The organism is Ciceribacter sp. L1K22 (genome assembly GCF_017599385.1).
In the GTDB taxonomy this organism is placed as follows: domain Bacteria; phylum Pseudomonadota; class Alphaproteobacteria; order Rhizobiales; family Rhizobiaceae; genus Allorhizobium.
The window spans coordinates 3397639-3420409 of sequence record NZ_JAGFPK010000001.1; the positions used below are offsets into that span (position 1 = coordinate 3397639).

Consider the following 22771-nt stretch of genomic DNA (forward strand, 5'->3'; position numbering starts at 1 on the left):
GATGGCGAAATCGGAGAAGAAGCCGCAGCCGTCGCGTCGGCAGCGACGTGGTGGTGATATCTCGCATCGTTTGGCCCGCCTTCGTTCCCCTGGAGTGATGGTGGCCGCCGGGGGCGTACGTGCGGATCAGATAGCCGAGCCGAACCGGAACGTTGTTCTCGATTGTGGCTGGGGACGGTTGCTTTTTGCCCAGACATTCACAGAGCAGGACGAGCTCCTCGACACCCTGCGACAAGAGGCACCGAACAGCCGCGATATCGCGTTTTATGTTGCCGATCCGCATGTGCTGCTTGCACAGGCGCCGCAGGAGATATTCCTCGATCCGTCGCACACATTCCGTTTGGACCTCTCGACCTATCGTGCGGGCAACAAGCGCCTTTCCGGCGTTACGATCCGTCGTCTTTCTTCCGAGAACGACGCGACAGGTATCAACGCCGTCTATGCGGCATGTGGCATGGTGCCGGTAAGAGAAGATTTCTTTTCCGGTGAGCGTGACAATCGGCCTGTGACCTATTTTGTTGCGCAGGATGATCACACAGGAGAAATCGTCGGTACAGTGACGGGTATCGATCATCAACGCCTCTTTGACGATCAACAGCGTGGCGCTTCTTTGTGGTGTTTGGCCGTGCATCCCCAGGCCAGACAACCCGGCATAGGCGAGGGTCTTGTTCGAACGCTTGCGGCTCATTTCCAAGCGCGAGGCTCGGCGTACGTCGATCTTTCGGTCCTGCACGACAACGATAAGGCTATAAGTCTTTACGAGAAGCTCGGCTTTCGACGCGTCCCTCTTTTTGCGATTAAGCGAAAGAATGCGATCAACGAGCGATTCTTCGCGCAGCCAGTAGACGGTTATGAGGAGCTCAATCCTTACGCGAGGCTCATCGTCGACGAGGCGCTACGCAGGGGCATTCATGTTGAGGTCACGGATTCCGACGGAGGCTTCTTCCGGCTATCGCATGGTGGACGCACAATTCATTGCCGTGAAAGCCTGTCCGACCTTACCTCAGCAGTGGCAATGTCGATCTGCGACGACAAGGCAGTCACCCGCAGGTTTGCGCTCGCCGCCGGACTTCGCGTTCCCGAACAGATTTCTGCCGATGCCAGCGACGAAGAGAAGCAGGCTTTCCTGACGCGGCATGGCAAGGTTGTGGTCAAGCCGGCGCGGGGAGAGCAAGGACGGGGGATATCGGTCGGCATTTCGTCGGTCGAGGGCCTGCAGAACGCCATTCGCCGTGCACGCGACGTCTGCGATCGTGTGCTCCTGGAAGCGTGCTTCGAGGGGGAGGATCTTCGGTTGGTGGTGATCGATTATCGACTGGTAGCAGCCGCTGTGCGTCGGCCGCCCCGCGTTGCGGGCGATGGGCGGCTCCCGGTCCGCAAGCTTATCGAACGTCAGTCACGTCGACGTGCGGCGGCAACGGGCGGCGAAAGCCGTATCCCAGTCGATGCCGAGACCAAGCGGTGCCTCGCTGAACAGGGATTGGATCTTGATGTGGTTCTGGAGCCAGGCCGCGAAATCACGGTACGCAAGGCCGCCAATCTCCACACCGGTGGCACAATCCACGATGTTACGGCCACGGTTCATCCTGAGCTTGTCGAAGCCGCTTGCAAAGTCGCACGCGCCATTAAAATCCCCGTAGTCGGGATCGACTTCATGGTGCGTGATCCGGCCGAGCCGGACTACGTCTTCATCGAAGCCAATGAACGCCCGGGTCTTGCCAACCACGAACCCCAGCCGACCGCAGAGTGTTTCATCGAACTGCTGTTTCCGGGCAGCGGGAGAAAGGCCCCGTAACGGCGTGTTCCGGCATCGTCATCATTTGAAGATCGACCAAAAAGCCCGATCTGACGTTGAGGCGGTTCAGTGCATTTGTGATGCCGGAAGCTCCAGCCGCTCCATGGCAGCTGCGACTTCCGGTGTCTTTTCGGCCTCGGCCAGAACAGCCGTCAGTGCCATGTCGAGACAATAGACGGGCAGGTCGAGCTTCAGATCGCTTGCGCTTGTGCGCGCGAATGTCAGCATCCGCGCCAGAGCTGCCAATTCCGAGGTGATATTGTCTTGCTTCCCCTTGCCTAGTTTTTTCACGACCCAACCTTCTTTACCAATGACTACGACAATGAAGGGTATTTCAGCAGATCCGACGTGACACAGCCGTGACACGCCTTTCCCGGATTTCCATTTACCGGTGCACGGGGTTTCAGAGAGCAAGGTAGGTTGTGGTCTGGAGGTTCCAGCCGGGCCGGTTCGCGCTGCGTTCATCGCACGCACGAGACACGCGATCGAGCAGCAACTCTGCATCTATCTGCTTCTGGCTGACAAAACCGGTGCGTAGCGATTGCAGGACAAAGTCGGAACGGGCGGGGTCGGTTTGGATCGCCGAAACGATGGCGCGCCAGGTTCTGTCCTTGAAGAATATTGTCTCTGCCGCGCCAAGAAGAGCAGCGACTTCCGCAGATGTGATTTGCTCCTGCGTTTCAAGGCTCCGAACTGTTGCTATCACGTCGACATAAGCAACAGTAAGGGGCAGATAGCCGGTTTCACGAGGGCCGTGGGAGAGTGCTACGGCTCCATCATCGATGATTTCGCCGCGACGATAGGCCTCGAATATTTTGCCAACGCCGATCATACCGAAAGAACAGCATTCGGCAGCGCGAAGGGCGCCCATGCTGGAAGCCCCGAAGACGGTGACACCTTCTGAAAGGGCAAAAAGAATTTCCTTGTGCCATACGGCGGCGGAATCGTCGAAGTAGCCATCGACCAAACCGATCACATTCGCTCCCTCGTTTACCGCCCGATGGACATCCCCCTGACGCGCTGGCTCAAGAAGGGCAATGTCGGCCGGTACGGCACGGTGGCTGCCATGTAGAGAGGGTCCCGCAAAAACGACCTTCACCGGAACCTCACGAGGCGCGACATTGCTCGCGGACCGTAGCGCCGGCGCCTCGCGCCGGGAGGATTCTCGAGATCAGGGACCAAAACTTTCACGACAGCAAAACGATCTTCGTGCGGATTCAGGCGCGCCGAGTATATTCTGGACACGCCGCTGGTCCTGAGATTGGCCAGTAGCCGACCGACATGGCGGGCAATCGATCCGTCAATCACGCCCCTGAGATCCTCTGGAGGCATGCGGCATGCCAGCGAGCCGAGATCGAGCGCCACCGAAGCGGGAAGAGGGCGCTGGTAGACAGGTGCAGGAACATCATCACGAGCACCGCTGATAAGCGTCAGCCGCGATTGCACAGCTTCCGTGATGGCGCGAATGGCGGCGCGAGAGGCGCTGGGATGGGCGCCGCTCCCTTCCGTTACGTCGATGTACCGTGTTTCATTCAGGCCTTGCGAACACAACTCCCCCGGACTTGGCCCAATCATCGCGGACACCACCGGCACGCCGATATCGGACGTCAGGTCGAACAAGACCAGATGCAGTCCGGCTTTTCGGATTTGCCGATGCAAGTCATCGACGATCGGATCCTTCAGATCGGCCGGATCAAAACAGGTCGAGCGGCGAGCTTTGGGGGCAAGCAGTTTCCAAAGCGTGTCGGCATCCCGTTCAATGCGTTCCAACAGCCCGTGAAATACCGCCTCTTCTTCGGTATTGCCCGATGCCAATCCATCCGAGGACTGCCAGTACCGCGCCGTCCGGGTCCGGTCGAGACATGCACTCTCGAACGGTACAAGGATTGGCCGTTCTTCCAGAAGGCTTTGCGCTTTTATCCACGGGACAGATGTCTTGCGAGTTGGCGGCGACTGTCCGAGAGCAACGAACTCCTCCAGAGGATCAGTTTTGCATCCCTTTTCCTCAAGAGCGTCGATCGAGGCGGTTTGGGCGGCGATCTCTGGCCCTTCGGCAACCGCCCGCTCCAGCGCTTCCATCGTCGCGGAGGCGCGAGCGAACGAATCTGTCAGTCCCTTGCCCTGTGCGACAGACAGAGACTTCGCGTTCGGTCGTATCGCCGTCCAGACGGGGATGCCGATCCGGTCGAGCGAGGTCAACCTGGAAAGCCGCGTGATGCCGTGCACTTCGAGCGTTGGCGCCACGCGTTCCAGGGTTTCATCCGGCGAGCAACTTCGGTCCGAATAGCGATCCAGCACCGCTTTATCGTTCTTCTGGTCGTTCGGTGTCTGAACCTGTTTTCTTGATCAGGTGTCGTATCTGCCCGAGAACGGCACGCTGTCATATCGACCGGCGAATGCATCATCCTGATCGGTGACTGTGACTGCGAGATCCACTCCCGCGGTCAACACGGCACCGTGGGAGCGAGCTTCGGTGCTGTATCCAAAGGGCGCCTCCACGGTCGACGGCATGGCGGTGACGGTTCCTGCTTCGAAGTCGACGAACCAGTAGCCCTCTTCGCCGCTGACACCCAGAACTACAAATTTTGCCATAACACCATCTCCAATGTTTGCATTATTGAAATCCGGCCCTCTTCAGGCCTTCCCGGTATTGCTCTCGCTGCCAGTTTTCCTTCACGGGCATGATCGAGAGCCATTTCTCCACCTCGAAGTCAGGATAGAATTCCATCGTTCGACGCATGAGTGCGCGCGCCTTCTTCTGATCTCCGAGCATTGCCCAACACGCTGCCGCAAGCCGGGTGATCGCCGAGCTGTCTTCCATCCTGTCGATGCAGGATAGCGCTGTTTCATACCGCTCGAGACAGTAGTTGGCTCCAGCCGCCGTCCACCAGTACACGTCAGGGCACAAGGGATTGAGATCGATCGCGCACTCGATCTTTTCGAGCGCGCGGTCCGGCTCGGAGGCGTGCACCAGCGTGTCGGCATAGTCGGCTATGAGATCGGCGTGCGATGGTGCGATATGTTCGGCCTCCTCGAAGACTTCGAGACTTTCATCGAAGGCACTATGATAAAGTTTCACGACACCCAGTTGATGGTAACCACCCGCATTGCCAGCATCGGTACGGATTGCGTCAAGCGCATGATGCTCCGCCGAGCGAAGTAGGTCGCCATCCCCGCGCGCGGTTACCAGCCATTCAAGATGTTCCGTCCGGGAAAGGCCGCTGAATGCGCTGGAAAGCGTAGGCGCCTCGTTGAGGGCAGAACGAAACGATCGCTTTGCGCGCCGTAGGTTCGGCAGGTCGATCTTCTTTAGGTGATATTGGCCCAGCAAGTAGTGCTGATAGGCGTCTGGCGCAGCAACGAAACGGATCTTGCGGAACTCTTGCTGCTCCACCTGATCCGCGGTCGCCGAGACGATCCGCTGTACGATGTCGCGATACGAGCGGCTCAGTTGTCCCGCGGACAGATCGAAACGCTCCGCCCATACGAGATGATCATTTTCGACGTCGGTGAGGGACGCAAACAGCATCGCTGCATCACGTCCGGAGCCAAGCCTGGTCTCTAGCGCGTATGCGACGTTGTGCTTTCTGTAGAGTTCCGCGGTGGGCTCCCCCTGAAGCGCTACCCGACGCGCGGTGTGGGAGGCGACGACGGAAACGGAGCGTGCGCGACACAAGCCGATGGTCACGTCATCGACCAGAGCGCCGGCAAGGCGACCGTCAATGTCCGCGACCGGGCCGGGCGGGACAAGCAGTACTCGAGGGAGGTTCGCGAGACTGCCGGGTGGTCGCATGGGTCGCGGGAGATGCTCGTCCTGAGCCCGAACCGTTGGCGTAACCGCAGAAACAGCAGCGGCTCGGACAGGCAGGTCCAGATCGCGTCTCAACCGGTCCTGGTACTGAGCCGTCAGGACGCGGGCCTGGTTATGCTGACCGGTAAGCGCGTAGAGCGAGAGTAACGCTTGGAACGCCTCTTCATTGTGGCGATCAAGCGCAAGGACATGATTTCCGGCATCCCTGAGCAGAGTCGCGTGAGTTTGCGCATCGCTGCGAGCAAGCGCAGCTGCGAGCGCAGCCGTCATTTTTTTGATCTGAGTCGAACGTTCGGCTTCCACCCAAAGGTTGCACGCCATCGAGTTCATCCGGCAGCCATCGAGAAAGGGACCCTTCACGATAAGCAGATAATTTCTCAACGCGTTGATCGGGTCGCTATGATCCACAGCCTCGAATTCGAGTAGATCGCAGTCCAGACCTTCAGCATTCAAACGGATGTCTGGACCATCCGCGGCAAAAAGAGAAGCGGTCCCCGATCCTTGCCGTTGTCTGGTGCGTGCCAGCATCTGGCGCAAATTCGCAAGGCTGTCGGCCTGCTCGTTCTCGTCCCACAGGAATTCGGCTAGGGCGGCTCGCGAAATCGTCCGCAAGCCACGACTTAGAAGATAGGCCATCGCGACGATGGCCTTCTCAGGCAGGTTCACCACCTCTCCCGCCGGACCGCGAACGACCGGCGTGGAGAAGGTCGCTACTGTCAACCCCATCCGCGCCCCCCGACGTCGTTGTTATTGTGGCATTACCTTCGCATCGCTTTTTACGCTCGATTCGGCAACTTCAACAACCTCTGCCGTATCTGCTGGGCCGGCCAATGATTTGGCTAGAGAAATCAACGCTCGCCGAACCTTTGGATCATCGATAGCCAGAAACGCGCGGTTCAGCTCCAGCCCCTCACTTGAAGAGACGAAACGGGTGAACCGGTCGCTGAGCAGCGGAGAGGATTCGACAGGTCCCGATGCCCCTTCTCCCTGTTCGAAAAAGTATGATACGGGAACCTGCAGGATCGTCGCAATCGCCTGAAGCCGTGATGCGCCGACGCGATTGGCGCCCTTTTCATACTTCTGTACCTGCTGGAACGTGATGTCGAGCTGATTGGCAAGGCGTTCCTGGGAGAGGCCGAGCATGCTTCTCCGAAGGCGTATGCGGGCACCCACATACGCATCAATTTCATTCGCCATTCTTGCCATTGAACTTCCTTTACAACTGCATGTTTCGATTTGCTTGTGTTACTTTAGCGCGAGAACATGAGCTTGTACAAGTGATCATGCGCGTTTGATCGAGGAAGTTTGGTACTTCCTCGATGTTCTGCCGCGATGGTAAAACGCTGATATCCGTCTGAGATTCGAAGCTTAAGCTTTAGGGAGCACCGCAAAGCCAGGCCGACAGACTTGGGACGCAAGATGAAGGTTAAATGCGCCAGGCGGCAAGCGCCTGCGGCTTCAGTACACTCTCTCCGAGCACGGGATCTGCGTCTTCGGGGAGCGCCCAGTCTTCCGTCCCGTAGTTGAAGGCAAAGACGAGATTGCCGCGGCGTCTGATGCGGATGAAGTCGGGCACGCGCAGCGTCGCGACACCGGCCTTCTTGGTGGCGAGTTCCAGCACTTCGGCGAGAAGCCCAGCATCGGCCCAGCAGGCGAGATAGAGCACATTGCCTTTCTCGGTCAGTGCCGGATCGCCGTTGTCGAAGGTGGCGAGCACCGAGGCCGAGGTCTCGACATATTCCCGCCAGCGGATGGCAGAACCCGCAACCGCGCCGGATACGCTAGCCGAGAGCCCGGGACGCAGGGAGGAAACCTGCACCACGCGATTGCCCGTCAGATCGCCAAGCGGTCCCGGCGGCAGGTTTTCCGGGATGCGGAAATTGCGGTCGCGTGAACCCGTGCGGGCGCCGATCACGACAACACCCTTAGCCGTTTCGAGCTCGGCGCGCACTGCCTCGGTCACTTCCGTCATGCAGGGCACGACAACCAGCGGATATCCCTTGAGCGACGCGCCCGGACGGACGAAATCGACATTGAGGCCGAGATGGCGCAGCGCCTCGTACCAGCGGAAGCAGAGTTCCTCGTAGCGGAAATCCTTGCCCTGCGGCTGGATCATCGTCGACCAGTAGCTCTGGTAATCGAAGACAAGCGCGACGGGCGCCTTGCTCGTTTCGGGAAGCGTGCCGAGAGCGGCGAGTTCCTCCGAAACCTGCATGGCTTCCTTGCCGCCCGGCGACCATTCGTCGAGGCCGGGCAGATTCAGACCTGCATGCATCTGTTCCTGTGCAAACGGTGCCTGACGCCAGCGGAAATAGCTGACGACATCGGCCCCATGTGCCAGCGCCTCCCAGGTCCACAGACGCACCATGCCGGGCTTCGGCACGGGGTTCCACGGCGCCCAGTTCACCGGGCCCGGCTGCTGCTCCATCACCCAGAAGCGACCCTTGCCGACGGCACGGTAGAGATCGTGGTGATAGGGCGCGATATCGGGATGCGAGGTTTCGGCCCAGCGATTGCGCTCTTCCTCCGAGAACGGGAACTTCTCGACGAAGCCGATCGGATAGCTGTCCCAGGAGGCGAGATCGAGATTGTCGCCGACCTTGAAGTGGTCGAAGTCGGACACGAAGCCCATGAAATTATGGGTAATCCAGCGACCGGGCGAATGCTTGCGGATGATCTCGCACTGCATCTTGTCATAGGCCGCGACCTGATCCGAATGAAAACGCCAGAAGTCGAGACGCGTCGCCGGGTTCGGCTCGGTCACCGTCAGGTTCGGCAGTGCAACGTCGTCGAAGCTGGTGAGCTCCATCGACCAGAAGACCGAACCCCAGGCTTCGTTCAGCTGGTCAGTCGACTGGTAGCGCAGCCGCAGCCACCGCTTGAAGCTCTTCAGATCCTCAGGCCCCCAGGAGAGCGTGGTATCATGACAGCCATATTCATTGTCCGTCTGCCAGCCGACGATGCCCGGGTGTTCGCCATAGCGCTCGGCGACGATCTCGACGATCCGCGCGCTTTCCTTCCACCAGGTCTCCGACGAGAAGGTATAGTGACGCCGCGAGCCGAAGCCGCGCGGGCGGCCCTGTTCGTCATAGGGAATGATATCGGGGCATTCGTCCACCAGCCACTTGGGCGGCGTAGCCGTCGGCGTGCCGAGCACGACCTTGAGGCCCGCTTCATGCAGCACGTCTATCGCCCGGTCGAGCCATTCGAAGGTGAATGTGCCGCGCGACGGCTCCAGACGGGACCAGGCGAATTCACCGATGCGTACGAAGGAAATGCCGAGTTCGCGCATCCTGCGCGCGTCGGTTTTCCACCGGCTTTCGTCCCAGTGTTCCGGATAGTAGCAGACGCCCAGCATTATCGTGTCAGATCCCCATTGATGACGGCTTTGCCGTCCTTGTCGAACAGATGGCAGGCCTTGGCATTGATGCCGAGGCGCAAGGTCTGGCCGGGCTTCTCGCTGGCCAGACCATCGGCCTTCACGGAAAGCTCCGAACCATCGGCAAGCGTGACGAAGAACAGCGTCTCCGAACCGAGATATTCGGCGAGCTTCACGGTCGCCTCGATGACGACATCGCCCTGGCCGGTGGCATCGATATGCTCGGGCCGCAGGCCGAGGGTCAGGTCGCCGGCCGGAACGCTCGCGCCATGCGTCGGGATCGAGATCTCTGCCCCGGGCAGCCGCACCACGGCAGCACCGTCGGCGGTCGAGGCCTGAACCTTCAGGAAATTCATCTTCGGCGAGCCGATGAAGCCGGCAACGAAGAGATTGTTCGGGCGGTGGTACAACTCGAGCGGCGAACCGACCTGCTCGATCTGGCCAGCCGACAGCACGACGATCTTATCCGCCATGGTCATGGCCTCGACCTGGTCGTGGGTCACGTAGATCATCGTCGCCTTGAGATCCTGATGCAGCTTGGAAAGCTCGGTGCGCATCTGGACGCGCAGCGCCGCATCGAGGTTCGACAGTGGCTCGTCGAACAGGAAGACTTCCGGATTGCGCACGATCGCACGGCCGATGGCGACACGCTGGCGCTGGCCGCCGGAAAGCTGGCCGGGCTTGCGCTGCAGGAGCGGCTCAAGCTGCAGCATCTTGGCGGCAACGGCAGTGCGCTCCGCAATCAGAGCCTTGGGCTGACCGGTCATCTTCAGACCGAAGCCGATGTTTTCCTCGACGGTCATGTGCGGGTAAAGCGCATAGGACTGGAAGACCATGGCAACGCCGCGCTCGGAGGGGCCGATGCTGGTCATGTCCTGGCCACCGATCGCAAGCGAACCGGCGGTGATGTCTTCAAGGCCCGCAATCATGCGCAGAAGCGTGGACTTGCCGCAGCCGGAGGGGCCGACGAAGACGCAGAACTCGCCGTCCTTGACGTCGAGATCCACACCCTTGATGACGCTGAGCGCGCCGAACTGTTTCTTGACGCCACGCAGGCTCACGTCAGCCATGGGTCTTGCCTCCCTTGATCGGTTCGAGTTCGAGGAGAAGTGCGCTTTCGGGCATCAGCATCGGCAGCGGCAGGCCGGCAAGTCCGGCACTGGAAAGCGCGAAACTGACACCGCCGGAAAGCAGCGCTTTCTGCCCCTCGGAGATACGGATGAATTGTGGTTCTGCCGGCAGCACGGTCTTGATCCGCCACTGGCCGCCAAACTGGGTCACGTGCTCAGGCAGACGCAGCGGTGCTGGCTGTTCGCCCACCATCTGCGGCCCCTGAGCGACGATCACCACGATCTTCTCGTCCGAAGCCGCACCCCAGACATAGCGGCCGTCGATCGGCTCCATGCGGAAATTGGCGCCCGGCGCATGGAAGAGATCGCGCAGCCGCTTGTAGGTCTCGATATAGACCTTGAGTTCGTCCCGCTCCTGATCGGTGAGTTCGAGCGGGTTGAGCTCCACACCGAGATGATAGGCAATGGCTACGAGCGCCCGGAACGCGAGCGTATGACGACGACCGGTCTGATGGTTCGGCGAGGCCGAGATATGGCTTCCGAGAATCTCCGGCGGCACGAACACGGACGCGCCGCGCTGGATCTCCAGCCGCTCCAGCGCATCGGTGCAATCCGACGTCCAGACGCGATGGGTGCGCTTCAAGGCACCGTAATCGATACGCCCGCCACCGGAAGCGCAGCTTTCGATTTCGACATCGGGATGGGCCGCACGAACACGGTCCATCAGCGCATAGACGGCGCGGGTCTGGGCTGATGTTTTCGCCTTGCCGTCGCGACCGGCCGCATGCGTCAGGTCGCGGTTCATGTCCCACTTGATGTAGGAGACGGCATGGTTGGACAGCACCGCGTCGATCTTGCCGAAGAGATAGTCGGAGACCTCGGGACGGGTCAGATCCAGCACCAGCTGGGTGCGTGATTCCAGGATAGGGCGACCCTCGATGGTCAGCGCCCAGTCGGGATGCGCCTTGTAGAGCTCGGACACCGGGTTCACCATCTCGGGCTCGAACCAGATGCCGAACTGCATGCCAAGCCCGGTCACGTGATCGACCAGCGGCTTCAGACCATCAGGGTATTTGCGCGCATCGATATCCCAGTCGCCGAGGCTCGTCGTGTCGTTGTCACGCTTGCCGAACCAGCCGTCATCCAGCACGAAGCGCTCGATGCCGAGCTCGGCAGCGGCTGTCGCCTGGGCTTTCAGCGAGTCCATCTGGTGGTCGAAATAATTGCCTTCCCAGGTATTCAGCGTCACCGGACGGGGCGTCATCCGGCCGCCCGGCCAGCTGATCAGCTCCTCGCGTACGAAGGCGTGGAAGTCTTCCGTATCCGCACCGGCATAGGCAACCGGGCTCTCATAGCTTTGACCCGGACCAAGGACGATCTCGCCCGGCTCGAACAATTCGCCAAGATGCACGAGGCGCTGGCCGTCATCGGTGCGGTCGATCACCATCTGATGGTTGCCGCTGAAGCCGAGCGTCACGCCGAAGATTTGGCTCTCGCTCTCGATGAACAGCATCGGGAAACGATCATGCGAGGTGCGCCCGCGTCGGTTCTCCTGGATCCAGGTGCCATTGCCGAGAAGCTCGCGCCGCGTCTGGAATTCACGTCCCCAGATGCCGGTGAAGCTCATCACCTGCAGGTCGCCAGCCGGCGCGAGGAAGGTGCCGGCCATGCAGCGATCGAGCTGATAGTCCGTCTCGCCGCGATTGGTGAGCTTCGTCGCCATGGAAATCAGGCCGGACGGATGAGCCGTCAGCGTGATCGACAGCGCCAGCTTCGCCACCGGGTCGAGGCCGGCAAGCACGGTCTGGTTCTGATCCCGGAAATATTCCCACTGACCGAACTGGGCGACGAAATCACGCCCGCCGCGATGTCCGGCAATCGCCGGCCAGCCGAAGAACCCCATGCCGCCTGTCGGCAGAAGAACGGACGAGGGCACGGCCACGTCCATGCCGTTGACGCGGCTCGAGCGCTCGATCTCGAACAGCGGATCGGCTTCCGCAGGCTCCGCCCCGAAGGAGATGATTTCCGGCATGCCGAGTTCGGGTAGGCGCAGGCTCAGCGCCAGTTGCCCCGAGTCGATGGTGATAATCTTGCTCGTCATCCCTTGGTCGCTCCGAGTGTGAGGCCAGCGATGAAGTGGCGCTGCATGAGGAAGAACATGGCGACCGGCGGCAGGGCCGCAACGATCGATCCGGCGGAAACGAGGTGCCAGGCGGCAACCCACTGGCCATTCAACGAATAGAGGCCAGCCGTGACCGGCATGGCATGCTGGCCCTGCACCAGGACCGTTGCCCAGAAGTAGTCGTTCCAGACAAAGGTGAAGATCAGCACGGACAGCGCCGCGATCGCCGGACGCATCAGCGGCAGCACGATATAGCGGAAGATCCGCCATTCGGAGACACCCTCAACGCGCGCCGATTCAATAAGCGCAAACGGCAGGCCCTTGATGAAATTGCGCATGAAGAGCGTGCAGAAGCCGGTCTGGAAGGCGACATGGAAGAGCACGAGGCCCATGGTCGTGTCGTAGAGCCCCGCGCGCAGCGTCATGTCGCGCACCGGTACCATCAGGATCTGGAACGGGATGAAGTTGCCGGCGACGAACATGAAGAAGAGGACGAGATTGCCCTTGAACTTGTAGACCGCGAGCGCAAAGCCCGTGAGGCAAGAGAGCGCCACCGCGCCGATCACCGTCGGGATCGTCACCTTGAACGAGTTCAGGATGTAATAGCCGATCGGCGAGTTGTTGAAGACCGCCGAATAGTTCTCGAAGCCGGCAAAGCCTGAGGGGATCCCGAAGTAATTGCCCGCGGCGAGGTCGCCTGCCGGGCGAACCGAGGTCACGGCCACGCCGATCAGCGGCAGCAGCCAGAGGAAGAGCGCGACCGGCAGCAGGATCTTGTAGGCCGTCTGCGCAAAGGGCGAGGCCTTCTGGATCGGAGTGGGGAACATCAGGCGTTCCTTTCCTGGGCGAGCATGCGGACGATGAAGAGCGAGATGAAGACCATCATGATGAGGAACAGCACGACCGCGATCGATGCGCCGTAGCCCATGCGGAACCCGTATTCGGAGAGCGCCTGCTCATACATGAAGTAGGAGAGCACCTGGCTCGACCCGTAGGGCCCACCGGCGGTCATGATGGAGACGAGGTCGAAGGAGCGCAGCGAGCCGATGACGGTCACGACCATGGCGATGAAGGTGGCGGGTGCCAACTGCGGCAGGATCACATACCAGAGCAGCTTCAAACCCTTGGCGCCATCCATGCGCGCGGCTTCCACCTGCTCCGGATTGATGTTGTTGAGACCCGTCAGATAGAGGATCATGCAATAGGCCGTCTGCGGCCAGAGACCCGCAACGATAATGCCGTAGGTGACGTAGCGTTCGTCGGCCAGCACGGCGATCTGCTCACCGAACAGCATTTCCGTCAGCTTGGCAAACAGGCCGAAATCCGGCGCGTAGAACCAGGTGAACATCAGACCGACGACGACCTGGCTGATCACGAAGGGGAAGAAGAACAGGGACTTGTAGAGCCGGATGCCTGCGACGGTCTGGTTGAGAAAGAGGGCGACGGCAAGACCCGCCGGGATCGACAGGAGATAAAGCACCAGCCATATCACGTTGTTGGAAAGCGACGTGTAGAAGGCATCGTCGTCGATGAGCTCGGCATAATTGCCGAAGCCGATCCAGGTCATCGCGCCGAGACCGTCCCAGTCGTGAAAGCTGATCCAGATGGACTCGAAAATCGGCACGAGCACATAGATCAGGAACATCAGCATGCCGGGCGCCAGGAACAGGAAAGGCGCAAGCGTCTGCTGGTTTCGCTTCCAGAAACCGGACGACGAAGGAACGGTGTTGCTCATGGCGGAACCTCAGATTGACGGGGAATGGCAACCGGATGCCGAGACCCCAGGGTCATCGACATCCGGCGCAGGGAGGACCATGGTCCTTATTTGTGGACGCGCGCGCGAACCTTTTCGAGGCGCTCGAGGATCGCATCCAGTCGGTCAGGCTTGACCATGAATTCCTGGAAGCCTTCCATGCCGGCCTTCGCCATTTCGGCATTGGCGTCACGGTCATAGAACTGAGCGAGCGCATAGGCATTCGACAGCATCTCGAAACCGGCGCTGAGGAACGGATCCGACGGCTTCTCGGCCTTGTTGTTGACCGGCAGCTGGCCGAGCGTCGCGTTCATCTTGGTCTGGGCTTCCGGCGAAGCGAGGTAGGCGAGGAACTTCTTCGCATCTTCCTTGTTCTTCGCGCCTGACGGGATGTGGAAGGTGTCGGTCGGCGCTTCCTCCGCCATCGGGATGCCGGCCGTGATTTCCGGGAACTGCATGAAGCCGATCTGCTCTTCCGTCAGGCCGCCGTCCTTCATCGTGGCAACGGCGAAGTTGCCCATCAGATACATGGCGGCCTTGCCCTGCACCATCTGCGGGATGGCATCCTGCCAGTCGATCGCCGCATGATTCTCGTTGAAGTAACCGGCCTTGACCAGCTCGCCCCACTTTTCGAACACGGCCTTTACGCGCGGATCGGTGTAGGGAACCTTGCCCGAGGTAAGCTCCATGTGGAACTCGTAGCCGTTGACGCGCAGGTCGAGATAGTCGAACCAGCCGCCCGTCGGCCACAGAGCCTTGGTGCCGATCGTGATCGGAGTGATGCCGGCAGACTTCAGCTTCTCGCACGCAGCCAGGAATTCGGCCCATGTCTTCGGCGGCTCGATGCCCTGTTCGGCAAAGATGTCCTTACGGTAGTAGATACCCCACTGGTAATAGGTATAGGGCACGCCCCACTTCTTGCCGTCGATGGTCATCGAGGCGGAGGCGGACTTCAGCTGTTCGTTGAAGCCGTTCGCTTCCCAGACATCCGTGACGTCTTCGAAGAGACCTGCCTTGACGAAGGGCTCCATGCGGTTGCCGGCATACCAGGCGGCAACGTCAGGCGCATCGGCGGTCAGGAAGTTGCGGATGGCGGACTTGTAGCCTTCGTGGTCGAAGTTGTTCCACTTCACCGTGATATCAGGATTGGCCTTTTGGAAATCGGCGATCAGCTCTTCCATCGCCTTTTTCGGCGCCGGATCGGAGTGGTCGGAGTTGATGACGATTTCACCGGCGAACGCGGTAGACGACAGAAGGGCTGCACCCAGAGCAAAGCTGCTCAGGCTTTTGAAAAAGGTCATGTTTTCCTCCCTATGACCGTTATGCATCGCATTGCGGAGCTTGAAGCCCCGGATCCCACCAGGGCAGATATCTCAGCTCAACTTGATAATCGGACCCAAACCCGTAATAATCTACCGAGTTTTAGCAGAACTTTTCCGGGATCCTAAGGTTGGAGCCGTTAGAAACAGAGCTTCGTGATGAATCGGTGCCAGTTCACCCCGACCACGATCCGCGCCATCCGCTTGTGATCTTCGGCGACCATCGCTTTTGCGCTGGCGAAAGCATGACCGTGCACAAGATGGCTGGGCCGCACATGCATAGCCAGATCGAGCTGAACTTCGTCCTTTCGGGCGCCATGACCTATTGGTTCGATGGTCGTGAACTGACGGTCGATGAGGGCAGGCTCTGCCTCTTCTGGGGTATGATCCCGCATCAGGTCATCGACCGGCGGGAGGGCACTCAGTTCATCTGTCTCTATGTTCCCATGTCCGTTTTTCTCGGCCTCGCCAATCTCAACCGATTTCGCGACGCTGTTTTCCGGGGCGCCATGATCGAGGCACTGGAGATTCGGTCCTATGACCGGGACATTTTCGCGCGCTGGCGCCAGGAACTGCTTGAGGGGGACCCCGATCTCATGGAGATCGTCCGCAATGAACTGACCGCCCGCGTTCTGAGAATCGAACGGGACGGTTGGCGAGATCTGCGCGAGGAAGGCTCGGCGATCGCCAGTTTTACCGCTAACGACAGCGAGCGTGTCGAGCACATAGAGCGCATGCTGCGCTTCATCGCCGAACATGCACTGGAAAACATCTCCGCGGATGACGTCGGCAACGCCGTAGGGCTTCATCCGAATTACGCCATGTCGATCTTCAAGCGTGCCGTGGGCCACACGATAAACCAGGCAATTGTCCGCCACCGACTCGACACGGCGCAGTCGCTTCTGATCTCGACAGATCTCTCGATCACGGACGTTGCCTTCGAGAGCGGCTTTGGATCGGTCTCCCGCTTCTATGAGGCCTTCAGCCAGCGTTTCGTTGAAAAGCCAACTGCCTTTCGTCGCCGCATGCGGTCAAAGGGGTTGCCGACGGCTTAGGCCTTACCGGAAAGGCCTGAGACCCTCCCCTTGAGCAAAAGGGGAGGGTTCTTGACGATCGATACTATCCACCGAAACCGAAGCCGACCGGCATGTCCGTCAGGGTGATGCCAAAGGGCTCAAGGCTCTTCAAAATCCAGGTTTGGTTGTTGCCGATGCGGCGGTTGTATTCCGCCCATGCGGATACGAAGCTCTTGAAGGTTTCGTCCGCACCGTAGTTAAGGGCGACGACAGACGGGGTCGACAGAACAGGCGTCGGCACCTTGACCGCGCCGATGGTCGGGGCCTTCTTGGCGATGACCAGGCCATTCAGCATCGTGTTGACAAGCGCGTCGGCCTTGCCGGTCGTGACGGCAACGATCGCTTCGTCGCGGGTCTTGAATCGAAGCACGTTGGCCTTGGGCAGATACTGTTGCGTGATCAGGTCCTGCGCCGAGCCGAGATCGACGGCGAAGGTGTATTTCGGATCATTGAGGTCCGTCCACGCCTTGCCTGACAGCTCTTCCTTGGCGGAAACGAGGACAAAGCTGTTGTAGTAGGTGGGGTCCGAAAAGGAGACCGACATGGCGCGTACCGGCGTTGCGGTCACAGCGAAAGCCATGTCGACCTTGCCGCTTTGCACGTCGAGAATTGCGTTGGCCCAGCTCGACTCCACCACTTCCAGTTTTACATCCAGGGTTTTGGCAATGTCGTTGGCCATATCGACGACGAAACCCTGCCACTCGCCGGTACGCGGATCCTTGTTGAAGTAAGGCGTCTCGTTCAGGATCGCCGGGATGCGCAGGACCCCACGGCTGCGGATGTCGTCAATGGTACCGGCGATGGCGGCACTGCCAACAAACAGCGACAGTGCCATAGCCGCGCCGCTACAAATCTTTAAAAACAATGTCATGGTTTGCTTCTCCGTTGTTCCCCAATATTTCCTTGTCGCCCGTCTCCCGCGTCCGGGCCCTGGCTCGCGGTTTTTCGGTCGGAAACGAGCCTATCGGCGAATTGGCCGGGAACAATGCTAGAGAGTCCGTCGCACTTATCGGCTTTTTTGTATGTCAGCATTACAGCGACGGAAGGGAAAGCTCACTGCTGCGCGACGGATCCAGTATGGGGCCTACCAATTCGCGTCGGCAATCCTCAAATAGCTGCTGCACCATCGGATGCTTCTGCAGAAAGCCCGCATTGCCAAAGTAAACCCGCACTTCGGGGAGATTGGTCAGTTTCGCGCTGCTGATCGTTCGGTCTTCGGGACCAACGCACCAGGACGGAATGATGGAAAACCCGAGCCCCTCCTCGACGCAGCGCTTTACGCTCGAGCTTCCGGAGGTCGAGACGGCTGGCTGGACGATAGCCCCATCGCGGCCGAGGAAATCAACCGCCAGGTTTCTCAGCGTCTGACCCGGCTCATAGGTGATGAACGGGCGACCTTCCGCCCAGCGCGGGATATCATGTTGTTGAGGCGGCTCACCCCACTCTTGAGGGTAGACCAGGCTCAGCCGATAGCTTCCCAGCAGTCGCTGCGGGACAACGGGGTCTCCGAAGTAACGTTCGGATATACAGACGTCGAGACTGCCGTTCTTCACCAACTCCGCCAGCACCGTGTCGCGCTCATAAACCGCGAACTCCATCTCGGGGAAAGCTTCTCGAAATCGCGACAGAACTCGCGGGAACAGATAGAAGAAGATCGCTTGCGGCATGCCGACGCGCAACGATGAGCGCTGGTTCTCGATGAGCTTCGTCAGTCGTTCCAGCATGATGTCGAGTTCGGGATGAAGCAGGCTGTAAAGAGCGCGTCCGCGCGGTGTAAGCGAGATGCGCTTGGCTCCCTGCTCGGAGTCGATCAGTTTTCCCTGCAGAATCTGTTCCAGCCGACGAACGTGGTTCGCCGCTGACTGGTAGCTCAGGTTGAGGTCGCGCGCTGCCCCGGAAAATGATCCGTGGCGGGCAACCTGATAGAAGGTCTGGATGAGCGTAAGGCTGATCTTTGCCATGAAGTCGGTCCCCCTCCTTCCCTGTTAAGGGGTGGGGACTTTGTATCGGATACAAATTTCGTGAACAAGCAAGGCCGTCATCTTGTATCGACGGGCAAGCCCCGCCGCCGCCAATATTGGTTCGTCACCAACAAGGCCGGCCTGAACCTATGCTATCCCGTCCACCGTCCAGCGTCATCGTCGTCGGCTCCGGCATTGTCGGAGCGGCGACCGCCTATTTCCTCGCAGAGCGGGGTATTGACGTCAGGCTCCTTGATACTTCGGCGCCCGCGGCCGAGGCGACGGGTGCGGCGGATGGTGCCGTCTCTGTAGCCAGCAAGCGCCCGGGCCCCATAATGACAGCCGCCCTCAAAGGCGTTGCCCTTTATGGCAAGCTTGCAGACAAGGGCCTTTTTGCCGGCGCCTTCAAGCGTCGTTCGACCTTCATCGTCGCCATTTCCGAGGAGGAGTGCGCGGTCCTCGATGCCCATTCCGCCGCACTGGCTAGCGCTGGCGTCAAGGTTGAGATCCTACATGGTGTGGCTCTGAGCCGGAAATCTCCAGCGCTGTCACCTCGGGCAAGGATGGCGGTCGAGGTTCACGGGGAAGGTCATGCGATCGGCTACCAGATCGTGCACCGGCTGCTGAGTGCATCCGGTATCGTTGTCGATCGGAATACGTCCGTTGAGGGACTATCGCTCGTCAACGGCGGCAAACGGATCGGAGCGGTTGTGACGAGCCGAGGCGAGCTTCGTGCGGACGCTGTCGTTATCGCCGCGGGCAACGGTTCCGCACGACTGCTTGGCCTCGGAGACGTCCTGACTCAGCGCAAGGGGCAGCTTCTAGTGACGGAACGGGCTCCTGCTCTCAATGGCTCCTTGCCGGGCGCGATCATGTCCGGTCGGTACCTGTTGAGCAAGGGTAGCCAGAAGTCCACCCATACTCCTCCACCGCGGGGTCTGGGCCTCGTTATTGATCCGCTTGTGACAGGCCAGTTCCTGATTGGTGGAACACGTGAAGATTCCGGGTCTCGCGAGACGACAGACATCGATGCTGTCTCGCGCATGCTGGCCGATGCGGTTGATCTTGTTCCGGGACTCTCTGGGGTACGGCTCCTCAGGAGCTTTGCGGGTGTCCGAACCGCCGTTGCTGACGGTCTGCCAATCGTGGGGCAAATTCCTGGTCTCGAAAACGGCTTTGTCGCGACTGGGTTCGAAGGCGATGGCATCTGTCTTGGACCGATCGCCGGCAAAAGTCTCGTCCAGTTGATGTGCGGCGACGAACCGGACCTCAGGCTCTCGTCTTTCGATCCTGGTCGATTTGCCGACTGTGGAGTTGCCGCATGACAGTCCAGGCCTTCGACTGGATGGGAAGAAGCATTCCCTTTCGTGCGGGCGAAAGCATCGCATCTGCGCTGGACGCTGCCGGCATCCGGACCTTCGGTGCCGACACGTCTGGCCAGGAGACGCGCTATTTCTGCGGAATCGGTGCGTGCCAGTGCTGCGTGGTTCGCGTTGATGGTGTGGTGCGAGAAGCATGCGTGACGACCGCCACTGCAGGAATGCGGGTCGAAGCCTTGGAGAAACGCCGTGGCTGATCCGGAAGTTCTCGTCATCGGTGGCGGCCCGGCAGGACTGGCTGCGGCGATCGAAGTTGGCCGGTCAGGCTACAGCGTGTGCGTGGTGGAGCAGAGAGATACCCTTGGCGGCGCAATCTACAGGCAGCCGATCAAAGGCGTCGAGCCAATGGCGCAAGGAGCCGCACCACTGGCTCGATGGCGAGCTCTTTCGGAAGCGTTTCGCCACGCGGCTATTCCCGTGCGGTTCAATTCTGTCTGCGTAGGCGTGGACGGTGACGGGCTGGTCCTGGTCGAAGACCGCAATGCCAGACGAATTGAGCAGGTGAAGGCGAAGGCCGTCATTATCGCCACCGGTGCCGTTGAACGGGTTCTTCCCCGGCCTGGCTGGCAGATGGCCGGCGTTGCGACCGCAGGTGGCCTGCAGGTAAGGATGAAGGAGACAGGGCGGGCGCCCGAGGGACGTGTCCTGCTTGCCGGCAGCGGTCCGCTACTCGTTGCGGTCGCGGCGCAGATGGCACGGCTTGGAAATCCGCCTGTCGCGATCGTCGAGGCTGGCGATCCATTCCGGCGGGTTAGGTCTGGTCTGGCCATGCTTGGGCACCTGCCGTTTTTGAAAGAAGCCGGCGGCTATCTTGTAGGCACTTTCCTGAAACGCGTGCCTTGGATACGTGGCGCGACACTGGTTGCAATCGAACGTGAAGGAAGGAGCCTCAAGGCGACCATCCGACGCCGCTGCGGACAATTGCAGCGGTTAGACGTCGATCGCATCGGTCTCCACGACGGGATACGCCCGAACAGTTTCGGTTTTCCGATGCAGGCGAGCAGTCCTGCCATCGGCCCCCTCATCCTTCATGCCGGCGATTGCCGGGAAGCACTGGGCGCCCTTGCCGCTTCGGATGATGGACAGCGGGCAGGCCGCGCCGTGGCGGGCCTTCTTTCCGGCAGACCAAAGAGTAGGGGACTTGACCGGACGATCGACCGTGCACGCGCAGCGCAGGCGACGTTGGCGGCACTCTTTGCCCCCGTCGATGCTACATCGCCCTTTGCTCAACTTCCGGACGAGACGGTCCTTTGCCGATGTGAAGGCAAGACTGTCGGTGAGCTGCGTCAACTCTGCCAACGGAAGGACCGACTGTCTGGGCGCGAAGTGAAGCACAACGGTCGCTTCGCCATGGGGTCCTGCCAGGGACGCTTCTGCGCGGACAACACAGCGGCCCTCATGGCCGAAATCAATCCGGACATTGCGCCACCTTCGGCGGAGGACCTCACTGGTCGTCGCTGGCCCATACGTCCGATCTCCATAGCGACGCTGACGGGCGTCATCACCACGAACACAGATGCGAACAAGGATTGATGAGATGACGCAAGTCCAGAGATTGGCCAAGGAAACGAGCAACGCGATTGTCGTTCGCAATCCCTTCGATGGCGCCTGTGTCGGTGAAGTTGCATCGAACACCGTTGGCGAAATTGTTGATGCTGTTATCCGTGCGAAGACAGCGCAGTTGGAGTTTCGTCGCTCGACACCTGCGATACGCCGAGCCATGCTCAATGGCCTCGCGGCGGAAATCGCTACGGACGCCGAAAATCTGGCACGGATCATTTCAAGCGAGATGGGCAAGACCATCCGCGAGGCTCGCAACGAGGTGCGCCGCGCTCAGAACACGCTGAAACTGTCGGGAGATGCGGCGACGTTCCTGGATGGCGAGGCCTTGCATTGCGCGATCGTGGAAGGCGGTGCCGATCGGCTGGCGACCATTACCTATGAGCCCGTCGGTATCGTCGGTGCGATCACCCCCTTCAACTATCCGCTCAATCTGCTCTGCCACAAACTGGGCCCCGCAATCGCGGCGGGCAACGCCGTCGTGGCGAAGCCGTCTCCGAAGGCGCCGCTCGCCGCTGCGAGACTTTGCGAACTGGCGCTGAAAGCCGGTTGGCCGCCGGAACTCTTCCAGGTCGTCCACGGCGCGGCAGAGGCTGCCGTTTCGCTTGCGAGATCACCGATCGACCTGCTGTCTTTCACCGGAGGGCCGACAGCCGGGCTTGCGCTCAAGAATGCCAGCGGGCTGATCCGTTGCCTGATGGAGCTCGGCGGCAATGATCCGCTGTTCGTGCTGCCTGATGCTGATCTCGACAAAGCGGTCGCTACCGCGATCGGGCACCGTTTCGAGATTGCCGGACAAAGCTGTGCCGCGGTCAAGAAGCTGTACCTCCACGAGGACATCGAAAAACCATTCACTGAAAAACTGCTGGCCGCTGTCGACGCCGTCGAATTCGGTGACCCATCCGAAGACGATACCGACATGGGTACAGTGATCGACCTCGCTGCAGCCACAACCGTTGCTGAACGCGTCAATGCGAGCATTGCGGGCGGCGCAGCCAGACTGCTGACCGGCGGCACGCACGACGGGACCGTCTTCGCGCCGACAGTCCTGGCTGACGTGACTGTCGACGCGCCGGTGATCGCCGACGAGACTTTCGGGCCCGTTATTGCAATCCGTTCGTTCAGCGATCCGCGTGAGGCCATCGCAGAGGTCAATGCGGGTGCATACGGACTTCAGGCGGGTGTCTTCACCAACGATCACGCCCTGATCAAGACCTTCTCCCGTGATCTCGTCGTCGGCGGCGTCATGATCAATGAAGGTCCGGATTTTCGCGCTGAGCACGTCCCCTTCGGAGGGGTCAAGCGCTCAGGCCTCGGCCGCGAGGGTGTCCGTATCGCACTGCGCGAGATGTCCGAGCCGAAGGTCGTCATCGACTGATGAGGGGAGAAATCACGCGCGTCGCTGTCATGGAGGCAGGGGAGACCGGTTGGCAGGCAGCTCTTCGATTTGATGCTAGCAAGCGGGGGTGGGCTTCCCGCTGCTTTCGCCTCGTTGCCTAAACCAGACGGATACGTTGAACGACTGACTACAACAGAGGGAATTGAG

The 22771-nt window shown here is 60.3% G+C and carries 19 protein-coding genes and 1 pseudogene; 6 read left to right on the forward strand and 14 right to left on the reverse strand.

Annotated elements, in window-relative coordinates; genetic code table 11:
- Position 1: 1 nt before the first annotated feature.
- Complete coding sequence (gene ngg, locus J5J09_RS16805; protein ID WP_208552501.1) at positions 2-1795, forward strand: N-acetylglutaminylglutamine synthetase; 1794 nt, start codon at positions 2-4, stop codon at positions 1793-1795.
- 66 nt (positions 1796-1861) lie between these two features.
- On the opposite strand, the gene J5J09_RS16810 is transcribed toward ngg, so the two are convergent.
- From J5J09_RS16810 to J5J09_RS16865, 12 genes and pseudogenes are all read right to left on the reverse strand, one after another.
- Positions 1862-2086: a hypothetical protein gene (locus tag J5J09_RS16810; protein WP_208552502.1), complete on the reverse strand. Its 225-nt coding sequence runs from the start codon at positions 2084-2086 to the stop codon at positions 1862-1864.
- A gap of 112 nt (positions 2087-2198) precedes the next feature.
- Positions 2199-2894 carry a TfuA-like protein gene (locus J5J09_RS16815; protein ID WP_208552503.1) on the reverse strand — a complete coding sequence of 232 codons (696 nt, stop codon included), beginning with the start codon at positions 2892-2894 and terminating at the stop codon, positions 2199-2201.
- Entirely contained in the window at positions 2891-4093 is a 1203-nt protein-coding gene (locus J5J09_RS16820; RefSeq protein ID WP_208552504.1) for a YcaO-like family protein, read from the reverse strand. The genes J5J09_RS16815 and J5J09_RS16820 overlap by 4 nt, the downstream gene beginning before the upstream one ends.
- Before the next feature lie 48 nt (positions 4094-4141).
- Entirely contained in the window at positions 4142-4387 is a 246-nt protein-coding gene (locus J5J09_RS16825) for a hypothetical protein (protein WP_208552507.1), read from the reverse strand.
- Positions 4388-4409: 22 nt separating this feature from the next.
- Complete coding sequence (locus J5J09_RS16830) at positions 4410-6272, reverse strand: hypothetical protein (RefSeq protein ID WP_208552509.1); 1863 nt, start codon at positions 6270-6272, stop codon at positions 4410-4412.
- Between the two features lie 144 nt (positions 6273-6416).
- Positions 6417-6812 (reverse strand): annotated as a pseudogene (locus tag J5J09_RS16835) (helix-turn-helix transcriptional regulator); the annotation flags it as partial.
- 220 nt (positions 6813-7032) lie between these two features.
- On the reverse strand, positions 7033-8964 hold the full coding sequence (locus J5J09_RS16840) for a beta-galactosidase (RefSeq protein WP_208552513.1): 1932 nt from the start codon (positions 8962-8964) through the stop codon (positions 7033-7035).
- On the reverse strand, positions 8964-10055 hold the full coding sequence (gene ugpC, locus J5J09_RS16845; RefSeq protein ID WP_208552515.1) for a sn-glycerol-3-phosphate ABC transporter ATP-binding protein UgpC: 1092 nt from the start codon (positions 10053-10055) through the stop codon (positions 8964-8966). The genes J5J09_RS16840 and ugpC overlap by 1 nt, the downstream gene beginning before the upstream one ends.
- A complete protein-coding gene (locus J5J09_RS16850; protein WP_208552517.1) occupies positions 10048-12156 on the reverse strand; it encodes an alpha-galactosidase in 2109 nt (702 codons plus the stop codon). The genes ugpC and J5J09_RS16850 overlap by 8 nt, the downstream gene beginning before the upstream one ends.
- Positions 12153-13004, reverse strand: coding sequence for a carbohydrate ABC transporter permease (locus J5J09_RS16855; RefSeq protein ID WP_113458995.1), 852 nt, complete (start codon positions 13002-13004; stop codon positions 12153-12155). The genes J5J09_RS16850 and J5J09_RS16855 overlap by 4 nt, the downstream gene beginning before the upstream one ends.
- Positions 13004-13912: a sugar ABC transporter permease gene (locus J5J09_RS16860; RefSeq protein ID WP_208552519.1), complete on the reverse strand. Its 909-nt coding sequence runs from the start codon at positions 13910-13912 to the stop codon at positions 13004-13006. The genes J5J09_RS16855 and J5J09_RS16860 overlap by 1 nt, the downstream gene beginning before the upstream one ends.
- Positions 13913-13998: 86 nt before the next feature.
- Positions 13999-15231: an extracellular solute-binding protein gene (locus tag J5J09_RS16865; protein ID WP_208552528.1), complete on the reverse strand. Its 1233-nt coding sequence runs from the start codon at positions 15229-15231 to the stop codon at positions 13999-14001.
- A gap of 263 nt (positions 15232-15494) precedes the next feature.
- Between J5J09_RS16865 and J5J09_RS16870 the strand changes: the two genes are divergently transcribed.
- Positions 15495-16304, forward strand: a complete 810-nt coding sequence (locus J5J09_RS16870; protein WP_246745864.1) for a helix-turn-helix domain-containing protein — start codon at positions 15495-15497, stop codon at positions 16302-16304.
- 64 nt (positions 16305-16368) lie between these two features.
- On the opposite strand, the gene J5J09_RS16875 is transcribed toward J5J09_RS16870, so the two are convergent.
- Together J5J09_RS16875 and J5J09_RS16880 are read right to left on the reverse strand one after the other, a co-directional pair.
- Positions 16369-17196 carry a transporter substrate-binding domain-containing protein gene (locus tag J5J09_RS16875; protein WP_208552533.1) on the reverse strand — a complete coding sequence of 276 codons (828 nt, stop codon included), beginning with the start codon at positions 17194-17196 and terminating at the stop codon, positions 16369-16371.
- Positions 17197-17356: 160 nt separating this feature from the next.
- Positions 17357-18286, reverse strand: coding sequence for a LysR family transcriptional regulator (locus tag J5J09_RS16880; protein ID WP_208552535.1), 930 nt, complete (start codon positions 18284-18286; stop codon positions 17357-17359).
- A 149-nt stretch (positions 18287-18435) separates the two neighbouring features.
- Here J5J09_RS16880 and J5J09_RS16885 point away from each other — a divergent pair, with 149 nt between their 5' ends.
- Genes J5J09_RS16885 through J5J09_RS16900 form a run of 4 tightly spaced genes read left to right on the forward strand, consistent with a single transcriptional unit; the run spans position 18436 to position 22603 of the window.
- Positions 18436-19611, forward strand: coding sequence for an FAD-binding oxidoreductase (locus J5J09_RS16885; protein WP_208552536.1), 1176 nt, complete (start codon positions 18436-18438; stop codon positions 19609-19611).
- A complete protein-coding gene (locus tag J5J09_RS16890; protein WP_208552537.1) occupies positions 19608-19862 on the forward strand; it encodes a 2Fe-2S iron-sulfur cluster-binding protein in 255 nt (84 codons plus the stop codon). Before J5J09_RS16885 ends, J5J09_RS16890 begins: the two co-directional genes overlap by 4 nt.
- Positions 19855-21198: an FAD-dependent oxidoreductase gene (locus tag J5J09_RS16895; protein WP_208552538.1), complete on the forward strand. Its 1344-nt coding sequence runs from the start codon at positions 19855-19857 to the stop codon at positions 21196-21198. Before J5J09_RS16890 ends, J5J09_RS16895 begins: the two co-directional genes overlap by 8 nt.
- A 4-nt stretch (positions 21199-21202) precedes the next feature.
- Positions 21203-22603, forward strand: a complete 1401-nt coding sequence (locus J5J09_RS16900) for an aldehyde dehydrogenase family protein (protein WP_208552540.1) — start codon at positions 21203-21205, stop codon at positions 22601-22603.
- Positions 22604-22771: the final 168 nt, after the last annotated feature.